A 21,088-nucleotide genomic window follows, 5' to 3' on the forward strand; every position below is an offset into this window, starting at 1 on the left:
GGCGCTGGCTATGGATATGCCCAAGGGTGGAGTTTCCGCAGGCGCCGATACCGGGGCCTACACTGACCTCAATCGACTTAACTCGTTGAAGGTCGGCGACCGTGACAGTGACGCCAACCTGCGCAAGGTGGCCCAGGAATTCGAGTCGCTGTTTCTCAACGAGATGCTCAAGTCCATGCGGTCGGCCAACGACGTGCTGGCCAAGGACAACCCGCTCAACACTGAGACCACCAAGCAGTACCAGCAGATGTACGACCAGCAACTGTCGGTCAGCTTGTCTCGGGAGGGCGGTGGTATCGGTCTGCAGGATGTGCTGATGCGTCAGCTGTCGAAAACGAAATCCACGGCTGCGGCGCACGCAGGCAGCAGCCCGTTCCCGCATGTGGAAGGGCAGCAACGCGCACTGTGGGCCGCACGCGTGGCGGAACCTGTGCGCTCAGAGCAAACGGCTTCGCGTAACGACATGGCGTTGCTCAATCAGCGCCGGTTGAATCTGCCCAGCAAACTCACTGATCGCCTGCTGGCCGGGATCGTGCCGTCGGCGGGTGCAGCACCGGCTGCGACGCCGGGCAACACGCTGGCCAATCGCTCGGGTGCCGTTGGTGATGCGGTGATCAAGGGTGACTGGGAGCCGGCACAATCCTTCGGTGCGCCAGGCAGCATGCGTATTTATGGTCGGGCCATGGCGCAGCCACCTCTGGCACCGGCCAAGCGTGCCTTCGGTTCGTCCGATGAATTTGTCGCGACCATGCTGCCAATGGCCGAGCAAGCTGCAGCGCGTATTGGTATCGACCCGCGTTACCTGGTGGCGCAGGCGGCGCTGGAAACCGGTTGGGGCAAGTCGATCATGCGCCAGCCGGATGGCAGCAGCAGTCACAACCTGTTTGGCATCAAGGCGACGGGTAATTGGCAGGGTGGTCAGGCGCGAGCGATCACCAGCGAGTTTCGCAATGGGCAGATGGTCAAGGAGACCGCTGCGTTCCGTTCCTATGACTCGTTCCAGGACAGCTTCCATGACCTGGTGAGCCTGTTGCAAAACAATTCGCGCTATCAAGAAGCGATCAAGTCTGCCGATAAACCAGAACAGTTTGTGCGAGAGCTGCAGAAGGCCGGTTATGCAACCGATCCTGATTACGCCAGCAAGATCTCGCAGATCGCGAAACAAATGAAGTCGTACGAAAGCTTTGCTGCGATTGACACTTCCACGAAATTATAAGGTTTGAACTATGGCGAGCTTGATCAACATCGGCGTATCGGGGCTTGGAGCCTCGCAGTCGGGCCTGTTTACCACGGGTAACAACATTGCCAACGCCGACGTTGCCGGCTACTCACGCCAGCAGAACGTACAAAGCGCCAAGAGTTCAATCCAGAGCGGTAATGTGTTCATCGGCACTGGCACGACGCTGTCCGATGTTCGTCGGGTGTACAACGCGTTCCTTGAAAACCAGCTGAGAACCACCACTTCGCTGAACAGCGACGCATCCGCGTACCTGAATCAGGTTTCACCGATCGACAACCTGTTGTCCGATGCTGATACCGGTATCACCGGAGCGTTGAAGAGCTTCTTCACGGCGCTGCAGAGTGCATCGGCCAAACCGACCGAAGACGCCTCGCGGCAGTTGCTGTTGACCAGTGCCCAGTCGCTGAGCAAGCGCTTCAATACCATTTCCGCGCAGCTCAACGAGCAGAACAGCAACATCAACGGCAACCTGGCGTCGATGGCTGACCAAGTCAACAAGCTGTCAGCCACCATTGCCCAGTACAACGATCAGATCTCTCGTGTTTCGGCCGTGCAAGGCAGCCCCAACGACCTGCTCGACCAGCGTAACGAAGCCGTGCGCCAGCTCAACGAGTTGGTCGGTGCTCAGGTGGTCGAGCGTGAGGGTAACTTCGACGTTTACCTGGCCAATGGTCAGCCGCTGGTGCTGGGCAAGACCATCAATACCCTGGAAACCGTGCCGAGCAAGACCGACCCTACCCGGATGAGCCTTCAGCTCAACCGTGGCAGTACCAGCATGGACATCACCTCCAGCATTACCGGCGGTGAAATGGGTGGCCTGCTGCGCTACCGCAGCGAGGTGCTGGATCCGTCGATGAACGAACTGGGGCGTATCGCCCTGGTGGTTGCCGACAGCATCAACCAGCAGCTGGCCCAAGGCATCGACAAGAACGGTGAGTTCGGCGCAGCATTGTTTGGCGATATCAACAGTGCAGCCTTGATCAGCCAGCGCAGCATTGCCCAGGCCGGCAACAGCGCAGGCTCTGGCAATCTGGATGTGACCATCAGCGACACCGGCAAGCTGAGCACGTCCGATTACCAGGTGACCTTCAGCAGTGCGACCCAATATACGGTCAAAAAGCTGCCAGACGGCGATGCCCAAGGGCCTTACGACATCACGGCAACCCCCCTGCAGGAGATTGATGGCTTCAAGCTTGCCCTCAATGGCGGGGCGCCCAGCGCCGGTGACAGCTTCAAGATCACCCCGACCCGCAACGCAGCAGCCAAGCTCGACACGGTGTTGACCGATCCCAAGCGTATTGCCCTTGCGGCGCCCTTGTCGGCGGTCAGCGGCTCCGGCAATCAGGGTACCGGTGTTATCACCCAGCCCGAACTGACCTCGAAGCTGGATATCTATGATTCGACCCAGCGCATTGATCTGCAGAACGGCCTGAAGTATTCCACGCCGGTGAAGTTGGTTTTTGGCGACGAAACAACCAACCCGCAATCCTACAAGCTGTTCGATGCCAAAGGCACCGAATTGTCCTCCGGGACCATTATTCCGGGCGAGAGCAACACGCTGCAATTAAGCGTGCCGATGGTCGATGCCAGTGGCAACCCGATCATGGATGGCGTTACTCAGAAAACCTTCAATTTCGAAATGACTGTCGCCGGGTCACCGAAAGAGGGCGATAACTACACCGTGTCGCTGACCGGTGCAGGCTCTGCCGACAACCGCAATGGCCAGGCGGTGATTGACCTGCAAACCAAGGCCACGGTTGAAGTCGGGGCTAACGGTAAGGGCATCAGCCTGACCGATGCCTACGGCAAGCTGGTTGAAAACGTGGGTGGCAAGACCGCGCAAGCGCAAATGGACAGCAATGCGACGAATGCCCTGCAGACCTCGGCCAAGGCAGGCCGTGATTCGCTTTCTGGTGTCCAGCTCGATGAAGAGGCCAGCAACCTGATCAAGTATCAGCAGTACTACACGGCCTCGTCGCAAATCATCAAGGCTGCCCAGGAAATCTTTACCACGCTGATCAACAGCCTTTAAGGAGTCGTAGACCGTGCGTATTTCTACTTCCCAGTATTACGAAAGCAGCACTTCAACCTATCAGCGCAACTTCGCCAATGCGGTGAAGTCGGGTGAGCAGGCCAGTGACAACTTGCGTATACGTACCGCAGCGGATGACCCGGTCGGCGCAGCGCGGCTGTTGCAGCTGGAGCAGCAAAGCAACCTGTTGGGCCAGTACGGCGATAATACGACCAACGTGCGTAACTCGCTGGGCGCCTCTGAGGGTGTTCTCAATGGCATCAGCGCCATTTTGCAGCGGGTCAATGAGCTGGCTATCAGCTCGGGTAACGCCAGTTTCACCGATGCGGATCGCAAGGCCAATGCCCAGGAGTTGGGGCAGCTTGAAGACCAGCTCTATTCGCTGATGAACAGCCGTGATGAGAACGGTAAATACCTGTTCTCCGGCTCGCGTGGTGATACCCAGCCGTATGTGCGCAACTCGGATGGCACCTACACCTATCAAGGTGACCAGGGCACCTTGAACTTGCAGGTGGGCGACATGCTGTCGATGGCGACCAATGAAAGTGGTTATGCCGTGTTCGAACAGGCGCTCAATACCAGCCGTAGCGAGACGAACCTGATTTCGCCTGCTGTTGATGATGGCCGGGTTCAGTTGTCCGATGGTCAGGTGTCCGGCAGCACCACCTATAATGACCGCTTCCGCAGCGGTGAGCCGTATACCATCACGTTCCTCAGCAGCACGCAGTTCAAGATCACCGACGCGTCCAACAACGACGTCACGTTGGAGGCCACTCAAGGCGGTACATTCGACCCGGCCTCCAGCAACAAGATGATCAGCTTCCGTGGTGTTGATATGCGTCTGGCTATCAACTTCCAGCCGGGCGACAGCGCCAACCCTGATGCGGCGATTGCGGGACACACTTTCACGTTGGCAGCCAAGCCCGATTCTATTTCGGGCTCACGCAGCCCAGGCAACAGCTCTGCGGCGCAAGTCACCAATGCCTCCATCACCGATGCAACGGCTTACAACAGTGCCTTTCCGGGTGGCGGCGCCATTCTGAAGTTCACCAGCGCCACCGACTTTGAGCTGTATGCTCAGCCGCTCACCGCTAACAGCAAGCCGGTGTCGACCGGTACGCTCAGCGGTACCACCGCCACGGCAGCAGGGGTGACCTTTGACCTGGCCGGTGCGCCCGCAACAGGTGATCAGTTCTCCATTCAAGTCGATACTCATCAGACCCAGAACGTCCTTGATACTATTGGTCAGTTGCGTAAGGCATTGGCTCTGCCAGTGGATCAAGACCCATTGGTCAAGCAGCAGTTCCAGGCGGCGCTGGATTCGGCTATTGGCAACATTGCCAGCGGCTCAAACCAGATTGCCTCAGCGATCAGTGATATTGGTGCGCGTGGTGCGGCATTGGATGTTCAGGCTGAAACCAATGAAAGCCTGAAGATTGCCAACACCAAGACGCAAAGCTCGATACGTGATGCAGACCCGGCTGAAGTGCTGATTCGCCTGAACTTGCAGCAGACCATGCTGCAGGCCTCTCAGCTCGCGTTCAGCAAAATTTCGTCGTTGAGCCTGTTCAATCAGCTTTAATGCCCTTCCTAGCGTTAACGGTTCGTGCGTCTACCCAGATAGCCTAGGCACACGAACCTTCTTCAAGGTTCTCCATGGTGCACGAACAGTATCTCGTTAGTATTGTTATTCCCGCGTTCAATCCTCGCTTTTTCGCCATGGCCTTGCAGAGTGCCTTGGGGCAGACACAGGAATATTTGGAAGTACTGGTCTGCGATGATAGCGAGGGGGATGAAATCGAGGCGATTGTGCGGTCTGCGCAAGGGCGCGTGCCTGTACGTTATGTGCGCAACCCGAAGCGGCTCGGCTTTGTGGCTAACCTGATTCAAGCTGTGGAGCTAGCCTCAGGCGAATTGGTCAAGGTGTTGTGTGATGATGATCGCCTGCTCCCGCTGTGTGTCGAGCGGCAAGCGAAAGTACTGCAGGACCATGCTGATGTCAGCCTAGTGCTGGCTCAGCGAATGTTTGCAGATGCTGACAACTATGTTTTGCCGATGCGCCTTGCAAATACGCGTTTCGCCAGCATCGACAGCCTGTTCAAGGGTGATGATATCCTTTCAGTGCTCGATGGGCGTCCGATCAACTTCTTGGGGAATTTCTCCTCAGCGCTGATGCGTCGCGAACAGGCGCTACAGTTGCTACGGGCGTTGACACGGGAAGAGCCAGGTTTTGTTGCCCTGCTGGATCAGGCATTGTTCATTTGTCTGATGCGGCGTGGCAACCTGGTGATGCTCAGTGATGTGTCTGCAATCGAGCGTTTGCACCCAGGGCGCTTGAGTAAACAGGTTTCGGTGGCCCAAGCTTTTAAGGAAGAGTGGAATTGGCTGCAGCAGATGGTGGCTCAGCGAGCAGGGGAGGCGGCTCCGGCTAGTGGCTGGGTGCGTTATGTTCCACTGGACCAAGCTCAGCAGGTACCCCGACACTGGCGAGAGCTGAGCCTAGTGCAGTTGTTGAGCAACTGGCAGACCTGCATGCTTGGGCGAATTGGCAGTGGCTGTGAAAGTTACGGTGAACTATTTCAGCAGTGGCTGGGAGAGCGTCGACTCAGTGCTGTGCAGCGGCGCTTGTTGCCGCAAACGCTTGCAGCCTGGCCGCGCCAGCCACGTATCGTGCCGTTGGTGCTGGATCTTGAGGGAGATGCCGAGGGATTAAGCCAGACGCTGTACAGTATCGAATCACAGCTCTATCCAGCTCAGCAGTGCGTAGTGTTATCCACCGGAAACAGGGCTACTTCTCTTTCAGTTAGGCAGGTAGCCCTTGAGGTGGATTGGCCGGCTCAGGTCAATCGTTTGTTGGATACGTTGCCCGAGGCCGATTGGATCTATCTGTTACGCGCCGGGGATCGGCTCAGTGAGTCGGCATTGCTGGTGCTCTCCGAACGTATAGCGGTGCTGCCCGGCCTCGCTTGTGTTTACAGCGACGAGGCTGCGTCGGTCGATAGTGAGCCTAGTGAGCCTGTATTCAAGCCAGATTTCAATATTGACCTGATGCGCAGCTACCCCTACGTTGGGCGTGCTTTAGCCTTTGATCGCAATGCGGTAAAGGAACTCGGTGGGTTTGATGGGGCATTTGGTGAGCTTGCTCCCCATGACTTGATCTGGCGGTTGGTCGAGTTGCGCGGCCCGCAGGTAATCGAGCACATTGCCGAGATTCAGTTGGAGTCTGCATTCCGTTTCGCACAATGGTTGTCTCTTGATACAGTAATCGAGCAGAGCGAGCGGATTCTGCGGGCGCACTTGAACCGTTTGGGTCTAGCTCATCATGTTCATCATGACGAGCTGCCTGTGCTTAATCGGGTTGAGTATATCCATGATGCCCAGCCATTGGTTTCGATTATTGTGGTTTGCGGTGAAGACCTTGAAGCGTTACAGCGCTGCGTGCTAAGTGTTTTTGAGCATACTACCTATTCTCAATATGAGCTGCTGATTGTTGCCGGTGCCGATGTCGATCCAGTGATGGCTGGTTGGGTTGAGGCGATGTCGGGTTTGGAGGGCGCAACGCTGCGTGTATTGCAGGTGCCAGCTGTTTGCGATACGGCCGAACTGATCAACGCTGCTGCTGACCAGGCTCGGGGTGACTACCTATTGATGTTGTCAGCAGCCCTGCAGGTGTTTGAAACACAGTGGTTGCATGAGTTGCTGATACACGCCCAGCGACCGGAAGTAGCGGTGGTCGGAGGTAAGGTCCTAGATGAGCTTGGCAAGATTGTTCATGCAGGCATGGTGTTGGGGGTAGGCAGTGCTGCTGGTCCGGTCTGTGCTGGGGAGGACGGCGAGGGGCGTGGCTACTTGCAACGTTTGCAGGTGGTGCAGAACTGGAGTGTTGTGTCAGGGGAATGCCTGATGGTGCGCAAGACGGTGTTCGAGAGTCTTGGGGGGCTTAATGCGCCGCAGTTTGGCTGGGGGCTTAGTGAGCTTGACCTGTGCCTGAGGGCAAAGGAAAGCGGTTATCTGGTGGTATGGACGCCTTACTCACGCTTGCGCACTGCTTTGCGTCGATCGGTGTCGGCGATCTCGGAGCAATACCATGAGCAAGAGCAGTCTTTTTGCGAGCGCTGGTTGCCTATTGTCGTCCGTGATCCGGCCTACAACCCCAACTTGGGCTTGATAACAGCCAACTTTAGTCTGGAGCCTAGCCAGCATGGTAGTTGGAATCCATTGTGCGCTAGGGCGCTGCCTTCGGTGCTAGCATTGCCGATCAATGCCTCGGCAGTAGGCCACTATCGAGTCACGCAGCCTTTTCGTGAGCTAGAAGCTAAAGGGCTGGTGGTGGGGCGTATCGCCTATGAGGCGCCTAGCATCGTGCAACTGGCACGGATGGCCCCGGATGTCATCATCGTCCAACTGCGCCATAACGACGAGTCGGTGCGTGACATTGAGCGCATGGCAAGATTTTCCAATGCTCGACGCATTTTCGAAATTGACGACTATGTGCTGAGTGCACCTAAGAAAAATACCCATGCACGCAACAAACCTGCCGATATCGAGCATCATCTGCGTAGGGGGATTGGCCTGTGCGACCGTGTTGTGGTGACCACGCAGGCGTTGGCTGATGCCTTGTCTGATATGCACCGGGATATTCGTGTTGTGCCAAATATGCTGGCTCCGCATCTCTGGCTGGGCTTACAAAGTCGTCGGGGAACTTCCAGCAAGCCGCGTGTGGGATGGGGAGGGGGCACTAGTCACAGTGGTGACCTAGAAATCATCGTTGATGTGGTGCGCGAGTTGGCGGATGAAGTGGAGTGGGTATTTTTTGGCATGTGCCCCGATGAACTCAGGCCTTACGTCCACGAGTTTCATCCTGTAATTGGCCTGCAGGCCTATCCTGCCAAGCTGGCCAGCCTGAACCTCGACTTAGCGCTAGCTCCTTTGGAGTTTCATGTTTTCAATGACTGCAAGAGCAATCTGCGTCTACTGGAGTACGGTGCTTGCGGCTATCCGGTGATCTGTACCGACACTGAGGCCTACCGCGGCTACCTGCCATGTACACGGATCCGCAGCAATACTACCAGGGAGTGGCTTGAGGCTATTCGCATGCACCTTAATGATCCAGTTGCGAGCTACCGCATGGGTGATGAGCTTCGCGAGGTAGTGCTGCGCGACTATGTGCTGCGTGATAGTAATTTGCAGCAATGGGTCTGGGGTTGGTTAGCAGACTAAGCCAGAGTGGCTGCCTTGGCGGGGTTCTCAGTGTACTTGGCGCAGTTCCTGCAGGAGTAGGGGTAATCGTCATAAATCCTTTACCCCAGCTCCATGTGGGCGCGGAAAGAACACAAGGAAACCGATGAAGGCAGTCATTTTGGCGGGTGGTCTCGGCACGCGGATCAGCGAAGAGTCGCACCTCAAACCCAAACCGATGATCGAGATCGGTGGCAAGCCAATTCTTTGGCACATCATGAAGCAGTACTCTGCGCACGGTATTCACGATTTTGTGATTTGCCTGGGCTACAAGGGTTATGCGATCAAGGATTTTTTCGCCAACTACTTTCTGCACACCTCTGATGTCACCTTCGACATGCGCAACAACCGCATGGACGTTCATCAGAACTACAGCGAGCCGTGGCGCGTGACGCTGGTGGATACCGGCGAGGAGACAATGACAGGTGGCCGTTTGCGTCGTGCCGGGCGTTACCTTGAGGGCGAAAAAGCCTTCTGCTTTACCTACGGCGATGGTGTTTCTGACCTGAACATCGGTGCGCTGGTCGATTTCCACCTATCCCATGGCAAGTCGGCAACCGTGACGGCCGTGCAGCCGCCTGGTCGTTATGGCGCTTTGCAGTGCGATGGTAATCAAGTGTTGGGTTTTACCGAGAAGCCGCGGGGCGATGGTGGTTGGATCAATGGCGGCTTTTTTGTCTTGTCGCCAACGGTGCTATCGTACATCGCCAGTGACTCGACGTCCTGGGAGGCCGAACCACTGACCCGTCTGGCCAATGAAGGTCAGTTGCAGGCGTTTCAGCATGATGGCTTCTGGCACCCGATGGACACCCTGCGTGACAAGAATCATCTGGAGCACCTCTGGCAGAGCGGGGAGGCCCCATGGAAACAATGGGACTGAGTTCGGCATTCTGGAGCGGCAAGCGCGTTCTGGTGACCGGTCACACCGGATTCAAGGGCAGTTGGTTGGCGCTGTGGTTGCAGAGCATGGGCGCGCGGGTCACCGGGTTTGCACTGGACCCCGCCACTGAGCCGAGCCTGTTCGTGCAGGCGCGTGTGGCTGAGGGGATCGACGACCGCCGTGGCGATATTCGAGACCTGGGTGTGCTGCTAGACCTTGTCGCCGATGTACAGCCCGAAATTGTCTTGCATCTGGCTGCGCAACCCTTGGTGCGTGAAAGTTATCGCGACCCGCTGGGAACCTATTCAAGCAACGTGATGGGTACCCTGAATCTGCTTGAGGCAATTCGTCAGGTGGGCGGGGTTCGCGCTTGTGTGCTGGTGACCACCGACAAGGTGTACGCCAATCAAGAATGGGTGTGGCCGTACCGAGAGAATGAAGCCCTCGGTGGGCATGACCCCTACAGCAGCAGCAAAGCCTGCTGCGAGATTCTGGCGCAGTCTTATGCAGCGTCGTTTTTCCCTGTCGAGCAGTACGCTGAACATGGGCTGGCCCTGGCGACGGCGCGGGCCGGTAATGTATTGGGCGGTGGAGATTTTTCGCCGGAGCGCTTGATTCCCGATGTGCTCAAGGCGTGGTCCGGCGGTGAGCCGGTGACCTTGCGGTATCCTCAGGCCGTACGGCCCTGGCAGCATGTCCTTGAGCCGCTGGCGGGTTACCTGCAACTGGCCGCGGCGTTGTACGAGAAAGGCCCCGATTATGCAGGCGCGTGGAACTTCGGTCCAGGCGAGGCGGACATGTGCAGCGTCGGCGAGGTGGTTGCTACACTTGCCAGTCAGTGGCCACACGCACCGGGTGTTCAGGTCGAGAAGAGTGACTTGCACGAGGCGGGGTTGTTGCGCTTGGACAGCAGTCGCGCGCGCAAGCTATTGAACTGGCAGCCACGCTGGTCGCTGCAAGAGTGCCTTGAGCAGACGTTGGGTTGGCATCTGGCCATGCGCCGTGGCACGGACATGCGTGGGGTCACCTTGACTCAACTCAGCCTGTATCAGGAGTCGCTGTGAGTCAGTACGCTCTTCATCCACTGCCTCTGGGTGGCCTGTTCCGTGTCGAGCACCGGCGCCATGAGGACGAGCGTGGTGCGTTTGCGCGGCTGTTTTGCGAAGGCAGCTTGCAGGCCTTCGGGCAGCCGTTTCACATTCGTCAGATCAACCACTCATGTACCGTCGGGCGCGGTAGCGTACGGGGTCTGCATTATCAAAACGCCGAGCAGCCTGAAGCCAAGTACATCACCTGTTTGCGCGGTGAGGTCTGGGATGTGGTGGTGGACTTGCGCCCAGCGTCGCCGACGTTTCTGCAATGGCATGCCGAGCACCTGTGCGCAGGTGATGGTCGCAGCCTGTTGATCCCGGCCGGATTTGCACATGGTTTCCAGGTGTTGAGTGAGGGGGCCGAGTTGCTTTACCTGCACAGTGCGGACTATGCCCCACAGCATGAGGGCGGCTTGTCGGTACACGACCCGCGGTTATCCATTGCCTGGCCGTTGCCTGTCAAAAACCTGTCTACCCGAGATGCTGGTCATCTCTGGCTTGATGATCGTTTTGCTGGAGTGTCTGTATGAAGTGCCGAGGTTGCGGCAGCGCCCTGAGTCTGCCCTTGATCGATCTGGGCACCGCGCCGCCCTCCAATGCGTACCTGCGTGCCGAGCAATTGGCTCAGGCTGAACAGTGGGTGCCGCTCAAGGTTGGGGTCTGCGAGCAGTGCTGGCTGGTCCAGACGGAGGACTACACACGTGCCGAGCAGTTGTTCGATGCTGAGTATGCCTATTTCAGCTCCTACTCCAGTACCTGGTTGGCACACGCCGAGACCTACGTTGCGCAGATGGTCGAGCGTTTCGGGCTGTGTGCTTCCAGTCGGGTGGTGGAAATTGCCGCCAATGATGGGTACCTGCTGCAGTATGTGGATCATCGTGGCATTCCGTGTCTCGGGGTAGAGCCTACACACAGTACGGCGCAGGCGGCTCGGGCCAAGGGGCTGGAGATCCGTGAAGTATTCTTCGGCCGTGAGACGGCATTGCAACTGGTTGCCGAGGGCTGGTCGGCAGACCTGATGGCGGCTAACAACGTCCTGGCCCATGTGCCCGATATCAACGACTTCCTGAGTGGGTTCACGGCCCTGCTCAAGTCCGCCGGTGTGGCGACCTTCGAGTTTCCACACCTGCTGTCGCTCATGGCTGAGCATCAATTCGACACCCTGTACCACGAGCATTACTCCTACTTGTCGCTTACCGCGGTAGCGACCTTGTGCCAGCGTAATGGGCTGGACATCTTTGATGTCAGTGAGCTTGCTACCCATGGCGGCTCTTTGCGGGTGTTTGTCCAGCGTGTCGATGGCCAGCGTCGCGAGCGACAGGCGGCGGTGCAGCGCCTGCTGGACCTCGAAGCATCCGTGGGGGTGTGTACTCCAGACTTTTACGCGACCCTCGCGCCCGCTGCGCAGCGTATCAAGCATCAACTATTGCGTTTTCTGCTTCAGGCCAAGGCCGAGGGCAAGCGTGTGGTGGGCTACGGCGCTGCCGCGAAGGGTAATACCTTGCTCAATTATGCCGGCGTGAAACCGGACCTCTTGGCGTGGGTGGCTGATGCCAATCCGCATAAACAGGGCAAGCTCCTCCCGGGTAGCCGGATCCCGGTCGTTGCGCCTGAGCAGTTACGGCATGAGCAACCGGACTATGTGCTGGTATTGCCTTGGAATCTCCTGGCTGAGGTCAGCGAGCAACAGGCTCATGTGCGTGAATGGGGCGCTCGTTTCGTGATTGCAGTACCGGAGTTGAAGGTCCTGTGAGTGCGCTGAATGTATTGGTAACCGGCGCTACCGGTTTTGTCGGGCGCCACCTGGTGGCTGCGTTGTTGGCGCGCGGGCATCGTGTACGGGCATTGGCGCGTGATGCCAGCAAAGCTGCCGACATGCCGTGGATCGACGATGTCGAATTCATTGCGGCCGATATCCATGGCCCGCACGCTACTGTTGCGACCTGGGTCGAAGGTATTGATGTCCTGCTTCACCTGGCCTGGCCCGGCTTGCCAAATTATCGAGCGCTGTTCCACTTCGAGCATAACCTGATGGCGGACTATGCCTTCATCAAGCAAGCCGTTGTAGCGGGTGTGCCGCAGGTGCTGGTGACTGGCACCTGTTTTGAATATGGCATGCAGAGCGGGCCGCTTGATGAGCGGTGTGAGCCTCGGCCGGCCAACCCCTATGGTGTGGCCAAAAATACGCTGCGGGTCTTTCTCGAGGCGCTGCAGGGTGAGCATCCCTTTACCCTGCAGTGGGCGCGTCTGTTCTATCTCCATGGTTCCGGGCAGAACCCAAACAGTTTGCTGGCGGCACTGGACCGCGCCATTGATGCTGGCGATCCGAGTTTTCCAATGTCGGGCGGCGAGCAGTTGCGGGACTACCTGGCCATTGAAGTCGCAGCCCGGCACCTCGCTCAGCTCATGGAGTACAGGCAGTTTTCTGGTGTTATCAACTGTTGTAGTGGCAAGCCTGTGTCGGTTCGGGCCTTGGTCGAGCAGCGAGTTCGCGAGCGTCATTCGGATATTACGTTGAACTTGGGGCATTACCCCTATTCGAGTCATGAGCCAATGGCATTCTGGGGTTCGACTGAGCGTTTACGAGACCTGACAGGAGAGCGGGATGACACATGAGCTGTACCGGGCGCAAGGCTTGCCCGTTTTGCAGAACCGTACTTTTGCGACTGCCGAAGAGGCGCGCGCCAGTGGATGCGCGGACATCGTGCTGGTACAGGATGCGCAGAGCGGTCTGGTCTTCAATCAGGCGTTTGATGCCGAGAAGCTTGTCTACGACGCGAACTACCAGAACGAGCAGGCGCATTCGACGCAGTTTCAGCGGCACTTGAGGGATGTCGAACAGATTCTTGCTCGTCACTTCAGTGGGCAGCGCTTGATTGAAGTCGGTTGCGGGAAAGGTTACTTCCTGGAGATGCTGCGTGAGCGGGGCTACACCATCACTGGCGTTGACCCTTCCTATGAAGGTGATAATCCTGATGTGATCAAGGCACCTTTCACGCGTCAGTTGGGATTGTCCGCCGAGGGTATTGTCTTGCGCCATGTTCTGGAGCACATGGCTGATCCGCAGGCATTCCTGAGTGAAATTGCCGCCGCCAACCAGGGTGGAAAAATCTACATCGAAGTACCGTGCTTTGACTGGATTGTCGAGCACCATGCATGGTTCGACGTGTTCTACGAGCACGTCAATTACTTCCGGCTTGACGATCTGCGACGGCTCTTTGGCACGGTTCACGAAGCCGGCCATCTGTTTGGCGGGCAGTACCTTTATGTCGTTGCCGACCTTGCCAGTTTGCGCGCGCCGCGTACGGGCTCATCCCTGCTGCAAATGCCGACGGGCTTCACCGCAAGCCTCGACCGGGCGGTACAGATCATCAAAGACGCTCCCGATCAGCGCGCAGCGATCTGGGGCGCGTCGTCCAAGGGGGTTATCTATTCACTGTTCCTGCAGCGCGCTGGCGTTGCCTTGGACCATGTGGTCGACATCAATCCGGCCAAGCAGGGGCGTTACCTGCCGCTCAGTGGTTTGCGCGTGTCATCGCCGCAAGAGGCGCTGGATAGCCTGCCGGACGGCGCAAACCTGTTTGTAATGAACTCGAACTACCTCGAAGAAATCAAGCGCATGACCGATGAGCGCTATGTCTACCACGCCGTAGACAGCGCCTCGTTTCAATGACAATCAGTGAGACCTCACATGACCAACAATAACGTACATCAGGCTTTTGAAGCTGAGTGCAAGGCAGAGATTGAAGCTCAGGGCCAGAACGAAACGCTAAAAGGCCTGGCGCGTGACTTTTTTAATGAATCGGCCCGGCATAAGTACAGTTATCACTTCTCGTGGATGGGGCGTCCCATCATTCAATTGCCTCAGGACATGATGGCAATGCAGGAGCTGATCTGGAACATCAAGCCGGACCTGGTGATCGAGTGTGGTATTGCCCATGGCGGCTCGATTATCTACTACGCCTCGCTGCTGGAGCTGCAAGGGCACGGTGAGGTGCTCGGTATCGACAGGGATATTCGCCCACACAACCGCCAGGCTATCGAAAGCCATCCGATGTTCAAGCGTATCCGCATGATCGAAGGGTCCAGCGTTGATTTGGCAGTCGTCGAACAGGTTCGTGCGTTGGCGGTGGGCAAGAAGGTTATCTTGGTACTCGATTCCAACCATACCCATAAGCATGTGCTTGAGGAGCTGCGGCTGTATGCACCACTGGTTTCGCTGGGCAGCTACTGCGTAGTGATGGACACGGTGGTTGAAGACATGCCGGCCGATGCTTTTCCTGATCGTCCCTGGGGGCCAGGTGACAACCCGAAGACTGCGGTCTGGGCCTATCTGGAGGAGAACGGCGACTTTGAAATCGATCGGCAAATGAACGACAAGCTGTTGATTAGTGTGGCGCCGGACGGCTATCTGCGTCGGGTTCGTTGAATTCTCTGGTCTAAAGCGCACAGGCCCCAGTGGCTGGCAGGAAAGTGATATGCACGTTGAACACATTGCACAAGAAGGCGCGGCGCTGAAAGAGCGTTTCACGCTGGTCATTATCAGTCACGAGCGGTCGGCTTTCTTGCGTCGTACGCTGCAGTACTACCAAGGCTTTGGCGGTAAAGTGCTGGTACTGGACTCTTCGCGCGAGGCGGCAGACGCGCTTGCCCGGGATTATCCTGAAGTGGATTATCGCCACCTGCCAGCGTTCAGCTACAAGGGCCTTCAGGACAAGCTGGTCTATGGCGTGGCACAGGTCAACACGCCTTACATGGCCTTTGCTGCCGACGACGATTTCCTCCTGCACGATGCGTTGGCTGAATCCGTAGCCTTCCTTGAGGCAAATCCCGAGTATGGGTTATGCCACGGTTACGGCATGATGTACCTTGCGCGTGGCACCGAGGTGAACTTCTATCGCCGAGATAAGCGGGTTTGCGAAGACTATAGCTCCGACGATGCTGAGGAGCGGGTCATTCAGTTCCTGGAGCAGTTCCTACCACCATTCTATGCAGTAACCCGTACTGACCTATTGCAACAATGGTACATGCTGCTGCCGCCAGGTACTGGCTTTGAATGGCAGGAGATTGGTCACAGTTTCTACTTGTTGGCGTGTTCCAAGGCTCGGATTCTTCCGATTCCTTACGTCGTGCGTGAGGTCAACTATGAGCGATCTGAGCACCAGTCTAACGTGCTTACTGTGCTCGCGCTTCAGGATCCGAAATCGGTCGCGGGGCGTGATGAATTCGCCGAGTTTCTCGCGTCGATTCCTACCGGTTTGAGCGGGAAGGGGACTGCCCAGGCCAAGCAGATTGCGCTCAAGAGCTTCGCAGCCATGGCTGAAGGCCTGCTGGGTGGTCGCTCGCTTGAGGGCTGCATGATCGTGCGCTCCAGCTGGAGTAAACCTGATCCTGAGCCTGTACGGTTTTTTGGAGAGCGACAGTTCGTCGAGATGCCTTTCTACAACAAGCCAATGTTTGATCTGCTGGCCGAGTTCGAGTTTCTCATTCATGCGATGCCGGCAGGGCGCCTTCAGCTCAAGGAGCTTGAGCCTATCTTGCTGCGTCAGTGGGAACTTATGCAGGTGCATGCCAACGACGACGACCGCACGATCCGCGGCCGCCTGTGGGAAGCACTGGGCTTGAGCCCATTCAACCGCACCGTTGTGCAGCGTTTGCTGCAGTCGTTTTTGGCGACTGGTGAGGAGGCGGACGCAGCACCATTGCAGGCATGGCTTGAGCGCCTGGACGGTGTACCGATTTACGACAGCCAGGCGTTGCTCGACAGCCTTCCTTCAGGGCGACTGCTCAACTGGTTGGAAGCGCGCAATCCAACGCCAGCCCAAGTCAGCCAGGCTCGTCAGCGTCTGGCTCATCATGCCGGTGGTCCGACCTTTGGCATTCTGCTGTTGGACCTGGAAGCCGACATGTTCAAGCTGCAGGCGACCTTCGACAGCTTGATGGCGGGCCATTGCAAGGCTTTCAAGGTTGTGGTAATGACCACGGGCGATTTGCCTGCCAACACGACACCGGATCAGACCGTACACTTTGTCAAGGTCACGGCTGGGGATCATATCAACAAACTCAACCGGGCGATCAACACGCTTGGCACCGATTGGGTGATCCTTGCCGAGGCTGGCGACCGTTTCACCGCTGGCGGCCTGCTGCGCGCCAGTCTGGAGTTGCTGGAGGCCGACGGCTGCCGTGCAGTGGCAATGGACGAGGTCATGCGTCAGGCCGACGGAACCTTGGTGGAGGTGTTGCGCCCTGGCGCCAGTCTCGACATGCTGCAGAGTGTGCCGGGGCTTATGGCGCGGCATTGGCTGGTGCGCCGCGAGTTGCTACTTGAGGCGGGCGGTTATGGCGCCGAGTTCGCTCAGGCGCTGGAATTCGACCTGTTGCTCCGTCTGATTGGGCAGGACGGCTTGGCCGGGCTGGCGCACCTGGCAGAGCCGCTGCTGATCAGCCAGGCGCGAGATGTTGACGCCAGTGAGCACGAGCGTGCAAGCCTGGCGCGCCAACTGGCGCAGCGTGGTTATGCCGCGCAGGTCAGTTCTGCGAAACCTGGCACTTACCAGATCGACTACCGTCATGAAACACGGCCGCTGGTATCGATCGTCCTTCACTGCCAGGACAATATGGAGCAATTGCAGACCTGTCTGGTCAGTGTGCTGCAGCGTACCCGTTACCGTAGTCACGAGATTGTCATCGCCGACAACAACAGCCAGTCGCCAGAGTTGCTGGCGTGGTTGGCGAGCCTGAGTGCGGGTGGTGATCGTATTCGCGTGGTGCGCAGCGAGCGCACCATCAGCCCGTCGGCAATGACCAATCTGGCCTGTCAGCAAGCTGCTGGCGAGTACCTGGTGTTGCTGGCCAGCGATGGTGAGGTGGTCAATGCCAATTGGCTGGAAAGCCTGCTTAACCAGGCGCAGCGCCCAGAGGTTGGTATCGTGGGTGGCAAGTTGCTCGACGCTGCCGGCACGGTCACTCAGGCTGGCCTGGTGCTGGGCTTTGGGCCTGGGGTTGCGCCGGCTCTGGCAGGTGAAGGCAAGGAGGCGCCAGGCTACATGCGACGCCTACAGGTCGAACATAACGTTTCGGCTGTATCCGCTGCGTGCCTGATGATCCGCAAGGAACTTTATCTGACGCTGGAAGGCCTGGATGAAGCTGCGTTCATGGCGCATTACGCCGATGTCGATCTGTGCCTCAAGTCCGCTCAGGCGGGTTACCTGACGGTATGGACGCCACAGGTGCAAGTGATTCATCACGGCACGGTCATGCATGAGGAAGCGGCTCTGCAGGCGTTGCGTGAGAAGTGGCCGGGTTATCTGGAAAACGATCCGGCCTATAACGCGAGCCATGCGCGCACGGGCAAAACCTTTGGCCTGGGTGCTCCAACGGCTGTGGAGTGGGAGGTGCTGGTCGGTTAACCGCCCAGTACGCCACTGATCAAAAGCCACGAACGCCTGGGTGCGTTCGTGGCTTTTTTTGTTGTAATCCATTGGTCTGGGTGTTGTTGGCTTGTCAGCAATTCGGCAAATTAAGCGTGACCTGCGAGTCATATCGCGCATCTTCACTGTATATTGTCAGGACCGGGAATCGCCCTGCCATCCGGTATGTGCCTGCCAGGCATGCCTGGCAGCCTGCTTCGCCGCGTTTTTTGGTGGCAAACATCCCTGATTGTCGGTGCCTCTCCACTGTGCGAGCGGCGGGTATTCAGTTGTTAATTAATGGGAAGCCATATGATTGGCATTAAAAGCATCGCCAGTTACGTGCCGGCCGCTGGCGTGGACAACTACGCTCAAGGCGCAAAATTCGAAAAAGATGAAGCTTTCATCCTGGGCAAGATCGGTTCCGCTTTCCTGCCACGCAAAGACGTCGCTCAGGAAACCTCGGACCTCTGTGTAGAAGCTGCCAATGCCTTGTTTGCGGCCAACCCGCAGCTTTCGCGTGAATCCATCGATGCATTGATTGTCGTCACTCAGAATGGTGACGAAGAAGGCTTGCCGCATACCGCTGCCATCGTTCAGGACAAACTGGGCCTGCCGACTCATGTGGCTGCGTTTGATATCTCGCTGGGCTGCTCGGGCTACGTCTATGGTATCTACGCGCTCAAGGGCTTCATGGAAGCCACAGGCCTGAAGAACGGCCTGCTGATCACGGCTGACCCTTATTCGAAGATCGTCGATCCGGAAGACCGCAATACCACCATGCTGTTTGGTGATGCGGCCACTGCTACCTGGATGGGCGAAGATGCACCGTGGCAGTTGGGTAAAGCCAAGTTCGGTACCGACGGTTCTGGTGCGGCACACCTGAAGGTCACTGATGGTGTGTTTTTCATGAACGGGCGTCAGGTGTTCAACTTTGCCTTGCTCAAGGTCCCGGCCCACCTGCATGAGTTGCTGGGTGAAAGCGGCCTGCAGCCTGCAGATATCGATGCGTTCTGTATTCATCAGGGCAGCGCGGCCATCGTCGATGCGGTTGCGCGACGTTTCGAGGACGACCCGGGGAAGTTCATCAAAGACATGGTCGAGACGGGTAATACCGTGTCGTCGAGCATTCCGCTGTTGCTGGAAAAGCACGTGCTTGAGTCGGGTTTCAAACGTGTTGCATTGAGTGGTTTTGGTGTTGGTCTGTCCTGGGGGTCGGCGATCCTCCAGCGTGCGGACTAGGCATCTGCCGGTGAGGTAAGTACTTTCTGCTGAAAATGAAAACGCCCGATGCACTGCATCGGGCGTTTTCATTGTCAACTGCGGCTAGTTGCGCAGCGCCCCGTCTCGGAGGTTTTGCGATCCTGCTGCTTGGCAGCGGTAAGTATTGCCCGTGTGCACGTTTGTTGGGCGGAAGGGGCGGGTCTGCAGTCCATTGCCTGAAGAGCAGCACGTCCAATTGAATTATGCGTTAGACGTGGAAGTAACCTACGCAAGAATCGAACGGTAGGCGCTTGAGTTCGATTTTGTTAAGGTCGAAGACTTCGCGTAGTGCTTTGGTTTCGCCCGGGAAGTTGCGATAGGCGACTTCGTCCAGCACCACTATCGCGCCTTTTGGCATGTAAGGCAGGAAGGTTTCCAATGCGACCTTGGTCGACTCATACAGGTCTGTGTCCAGGATCAGCATTGCTACGACCAGATCCGGGCGGGTCTTTACCCACTCTGGCGCGGTCTTGCAGATATCGCCCTTGACCAGTTCGCAGCGCGGTATGCGGTTGACCGGACGCAGCAGGTCGTTAGCATTGATCATGTCCTGAATCAGTGACTGGTCGGTGTCAGAGAACATGGTCTCGTTGACGTCGGCCGGGTCTTCGTCCTTGTTGATACTCTGGAAGCCCTCGAACGTGTCGAAGCCAATGATCGAGCGGTTTATCGCATAAGGCTCCAGAATCATCGACAGGTGCATGTAGAGCATCAACGAGTTGCCCTTGTACACGCCGCACTCGATGATCGCGCCTGGAATTTCTGCGACCTTCTTGAATAGCTCCATGCGCGACAACGCGGCGGTCACGCCGATGCGGTTGGCGAACACGAAGGGGGCGTCGGCCACGTACTCTGCGTTTACGCGCTTGAGGATGCCTGAGCGGGTTTCGTTATATTGTGCCTCGGCAGGCGTAATGCGACGCTTGGTCATTATTGGATTCCTTGGAAGTTCGAGAAGTCGTGGGCGTGAAAATAGTCTTTGAAGCCGGCACCGACATCTGGGCACGCGCTGTCTACGTTGATCGCGCCGCGTTTGTGTTTCAGGTCGTCGATGTGCATCAAGCGGAAATCCACGCTGAAGCGGGTGTTGTCGGTGTGGTTGGGAACAGTGCCATGCAGGTGTGAGCCGGAAAAAATCAGCATTTCACCGGTGTTGGCGGCGATGCGTACTTCCGAAGCGCTATTGATCTCTTCCTGAGGAACGGGGTGTACCCGCCGCTCTTCGGTGAGGTTGTCCTTGGCGAGATAGCGCTGGGTGTTGATCCACTCAGACAGGCTCCAGTCGGCCGAGGTGTTGTTCAACGGCACCTCGAAGTACGCCGGGTTGATCATCATGGTCTGCTCGGGTTCGATGGTGTAGACCGGCATCCAGGTGTTGATCTGGCAGTCGACGCTGCCGTACCAGGTGTCTCGGTGTGGCTTGTAGGCGTAGCTGACGCCAGCGTGCAGGTAATTGTAGTTGGGCACAACGCGAACGCGCGGTACATCGAAAATGTAGTCCTTAGGGTCAACGCCGATTTCCAGGGTGAACGCGCGGATAAGCTCCTTGGCGCGCTGGCTGTTGGTGAATTGGCCCTTCAGGCGGGTCACCCGCGCAACGAACGCTTCGACTGGCATCATGCGGTGCAGTGCCTGGTGATTGGTCTCGCCGTCAAACGCGCTGGTAATGCTCTCTTGGGCAAAGGCGCACAGCTCTTTGGCCGAAGCGAGTTGGGTATTGAGGAAAATGTCACCTGCGTAAATGGATTCTTTGAAGTCAGCTTTCTTCTGAAGCTGATTGATGTACAGATTCACGGTTCCCCCTCCTGCGTTCATTGAGTCTCATATAGGTCGGCATGAGGCTAACAAACTGAAGTCCAATTGTACTGAATCAGTTTTGCTCAAAGGCGGCCGTTCTCGATGTGAGTTGGGCATAGTGATTGCTGACGCCCCCCC

15 protein-coding genes are annotated in these 21,088 nt (G+C 57.4%); 13 read left to right on the plus strand and 2 right to left on the minus strand.

Going from position 1 to position 21,088, the window contains the following annotated elements; all coding sequences use genetic code 11:
• Nucleotides 1–10: 10 nt before the first annotated feature.
• The 13 genes from flgJ to CS390_RS07360 all read left to right on the plus strand — a co-directional run bounded on the left by flgJ (nt 11) and on the right by CS390_RS07360 (nt 19,132).
• On the plus strand, nt 11–1,216 hold the full coding sequence (gene flgJ, locus CS390_RS07300) for a flagellar assembly peptidoglycan hydrolase FlgJ (RefSeq protein WP_099773899.1): 1,206 nt from the start codon (nt 11–13) through the stop codon (nt 1,214–1,216).
• 10 nt (nt 1,217–1,226) lie between these two features.
• Nucleotides 1,227–3,272, plus strand: a complete 2,046-nt coding sequence (gene flgK / locus CS390_RS07305; protein ID WP_099773900.1) for a flagellar hook-associated protein FlgK — start codon at nt 1,227–1,229, stop codon at nt 3,270–3,272.
• Between the two features lie 13 nt (nt 3,273–3,285).
• Nucleotides 3,286–4,854, plus strand: a complete 1,569-nt coding sequence (locus CS390_RS07310) for a flagellar hook-associated protein 3 (protein WP_099773901.1) — start codon at nt 3,286–3,288, stop codon at nt 4,852–4,854.
• A 77-nt stretch (nt 4,855–4,931) separates the two neighbouring features.
• Nucleotides 4,932–8,492, plus strand: a complete 3,561-nt coding sequence (locus CS390_RS07315; protein ID WP_099776570.1) for a glycosyltransferase — start codon at nt 4,932–4,934, stop codon at nt 8,490–8,492.
• Between the two features lie 124 nt (nt 8,493–8,616).
• A complete protein-coding gene (rfbF, locus tag CS390_RS07320; RefSeq protein ID WP_099773902.1) occupies nt 8,617–9,390 on the plus strand; it encodes a glucose-1-phosphate cytidylyltransferase in 774 nt (257 codons plus the stop codon).
• On the plus strand, nt 9,372–10,454 hold the full coding sequence (gene rfbG, locus CS390_RS07325; protein ID WP_099773903.1) for a CDP-glucose 4,6-dehydratase: 1,083 nt from the start codon (nt 9,372–9,374) through the stop codon (nt 10,452–10,454). Before rfbF ends, rfbG begins: the two co-directional genes overlap by 19 nt.
• Nucleotides 10,451–11,011, plus strand: a complete 561-nt coding sequence (locus tag CS390_RS07330; protein WP_099773904.1) for a dTDP-4-dehydrorhamnose 3,5-epimerase family protein — start codon at nt 10,451–10,453, stop codon at nt 11,009–11,011. The genes rfbG and CS390_RS07330 overlap by 4 nt, the downstream gene beginning before the upstream one ends.
• Nucleotides 11,008–12,234 (plus strand): class I SAM-dependent methyltransferase, encoded by a 1,227-nt coding sequence (locus CS390_RS07335; RefSeq protein ID WP_099773905.1) that lies wholly within the window; start codon nt 11,008–11,010, stop codon nt 12,232–12,234. The genes CS390_RS07330 and CS390_RS07335 overlap by 4 nt, the downstream gene beginning before the upstream one ends.
• Nucleotides 12,235–12,239: 5 nt before the next feature.
• A complete protein-coding gene (locus CS390_RS07340) occupies nt 12,240–13,097 on the plus strand; it encodes an NAD(P)-dependent oxidoreductase (RefSeq protein ID WP_099776572.1) in 858 nt (285 codons plus the stop codon).
• A complete protein-coding gene (locus CS390_RS07345; RefSeq protein ID WP_099773906.1) occupies nt 13,087–14,154 on the plus strand; it encodes a class I SAM-dependent methyltransferase in 1,068 nt (355 codons plus the stop codon). Before CS390_RS07340 ends, CS390_RS07345 begins: the two co-directional genes overlap by 11 nt.
• Before the next feature lie 18 nt (nt 14,155–14,172).
• The gene (locus CS390_RS07350) at nt 14,173–14,910 is read left to right on the plus strand and encodes a cephalosporin hydroxylase family protein (RefSeq protein ID WP_099773907.1); all 738 of its coding nucleotides are present in this window, start codon (nt 14,173–14,175) and stop codon (nt 14,908–14,910) included.
• Between the two features lie 49 nt (nt 14,911–14,959).
• The gene (locus CS390_RS07355; protein ID WP_099773908.1) at nt 14,960–17,890 is read left to right on the plus strand and encodes a TIGR00180 family glycosyltransferase; all 2,931 of its coding nucleotides are present in this window, start codon (nt 14,960–14,962) and stop codon (nt 17,888–17,890) included.
• A 312-nt stretch (nt 17,891–18,202) separates the two neighbouring features.
• Entirely contained in the window at nt 18,203–19,132 is a 930-nt protein-coding gene (locus CS390_RS07360) for a ketoacyl-ACP synthase III (RefSeq protein WP_099773909.1), read from the plus strand.
• A gap of 229 nt (nt 19,133–19,361) precedes the next feature.
• Here the strand turns inward: CS390_RS07360 and CS390_RS07365 are convergent, their stop codons facing one another.
• Together CS390_RS07365 and CS390_RS07370 are read right to left on the minus strand one after the other, a co-directional pair.
• Nucleotides 19,362–20,084: a TylF/MycF/NovP-related O-methyltransferase gene (locus CS390_RS07365; protein WP_099773910.1), complete on the minus strand. Its 723-nt coding sequence runs from the start codon at nt 20,082–20,084 to the stop codon at nt 19,362–19,364.
• Nucleotides 20,084–20,947 carry a hypothetical protein gene (locus CS390_RS07370; RefSeq protein WP_099773911.1) on the minus strand — a complete coding sequence of 288 codons (864 nt, stop codon included), beginning with the start codon at nt 20,945–20,947 and terminating at the stop codon, nt 20,084–20,086. Before CS390_RS07370 ends, CS390_RS07365 begins: the two co-directional genes overlap by 1 nt.
• Nucleotides 20,948–21,088: the final 141 nt, after the last annotated feature.

Origin of the sequence: Pseudomonas sp. HLS-6 (assembly GCF_002753995.1) — a bacterium.
Taxonomy (GTDB): Bacteria; Pseudomonadota; Gammaproteobacteria; order Pseudomonadales; family Pseudomonadaceae; genus Aquipseudomonas; species Aquipseudomonas defluvii.

Bases quoted from the DNA above. Each gene is read 5' to 3' on its own strand.
- flgJ (WP_099773899.1), top strand. From the start codon at position 11: ATGGATATGCCCAAGGGTGGAGTTTCCGCAGGCGCCGATACCGGGGCC.
- flgK (WP_099773900.1), top strand. From the start codon at position 1,227: ATGGCGAGCTTGATCAACATCGGCGTATCGGGGCTTGGAGCCTCGCAG.
- rfbF (WP_099773902.1), top strand. From the start codon at position 8,617: ATGAAGGCAGTCATTTTGGCGGGTGGTCTCGGCACGCGGATCAGCGAA.
- rfbG (WP_099773903.1), top strand. From the start codon at position 9,372: ATGGAAACAATGGGACTGAGTTCGGCATTCTGGAGCGGCAAGCGCGTT.
- CS390_RS07335 (WP_099773905.1), top strand. From the start codon at position 11,008: ATGAAGTGCCGAGGTTGCGGCAGCGCCCTGAGTCTGCCCTTGATCGAT.
- CS390_RS07345 (WP_099773906.1), top strand. From the start codon at position 13,087: ATGACACATGAGCTGTACCGGGCGCAAGGCTTGCCCGTTTTGCAGAAC.
- CS390_RS07350 (WP_099773907.1), top strand. From the start codon at position 14,173: ATGACCAACAATAACGTACATCAGGCTTTTGAAGCTGAGTGCAAGGCA.
- CS390_RS07355 (WP_099773908.1), top strand. From the start codon at position 14,960: ATGCACGTTGAACACATTGCACAAGAAGGCGCGGCGCTGAAAGAGCGT.
- CS390_RS07360 (WP_099773909.1), top strand. From the start codon at position 18,203: ATGATTGGCATTAAAAGCATCGCCAGTTACGTGCCGGCCGCTGGCGTG.
- CS390_RS07365 (WP_099773910.1), bottom strand. From the start codon at position 20,084: ATGACCAAGCGTCGCATTACGCCTGCCGAGGCACAATATAACGAAACC.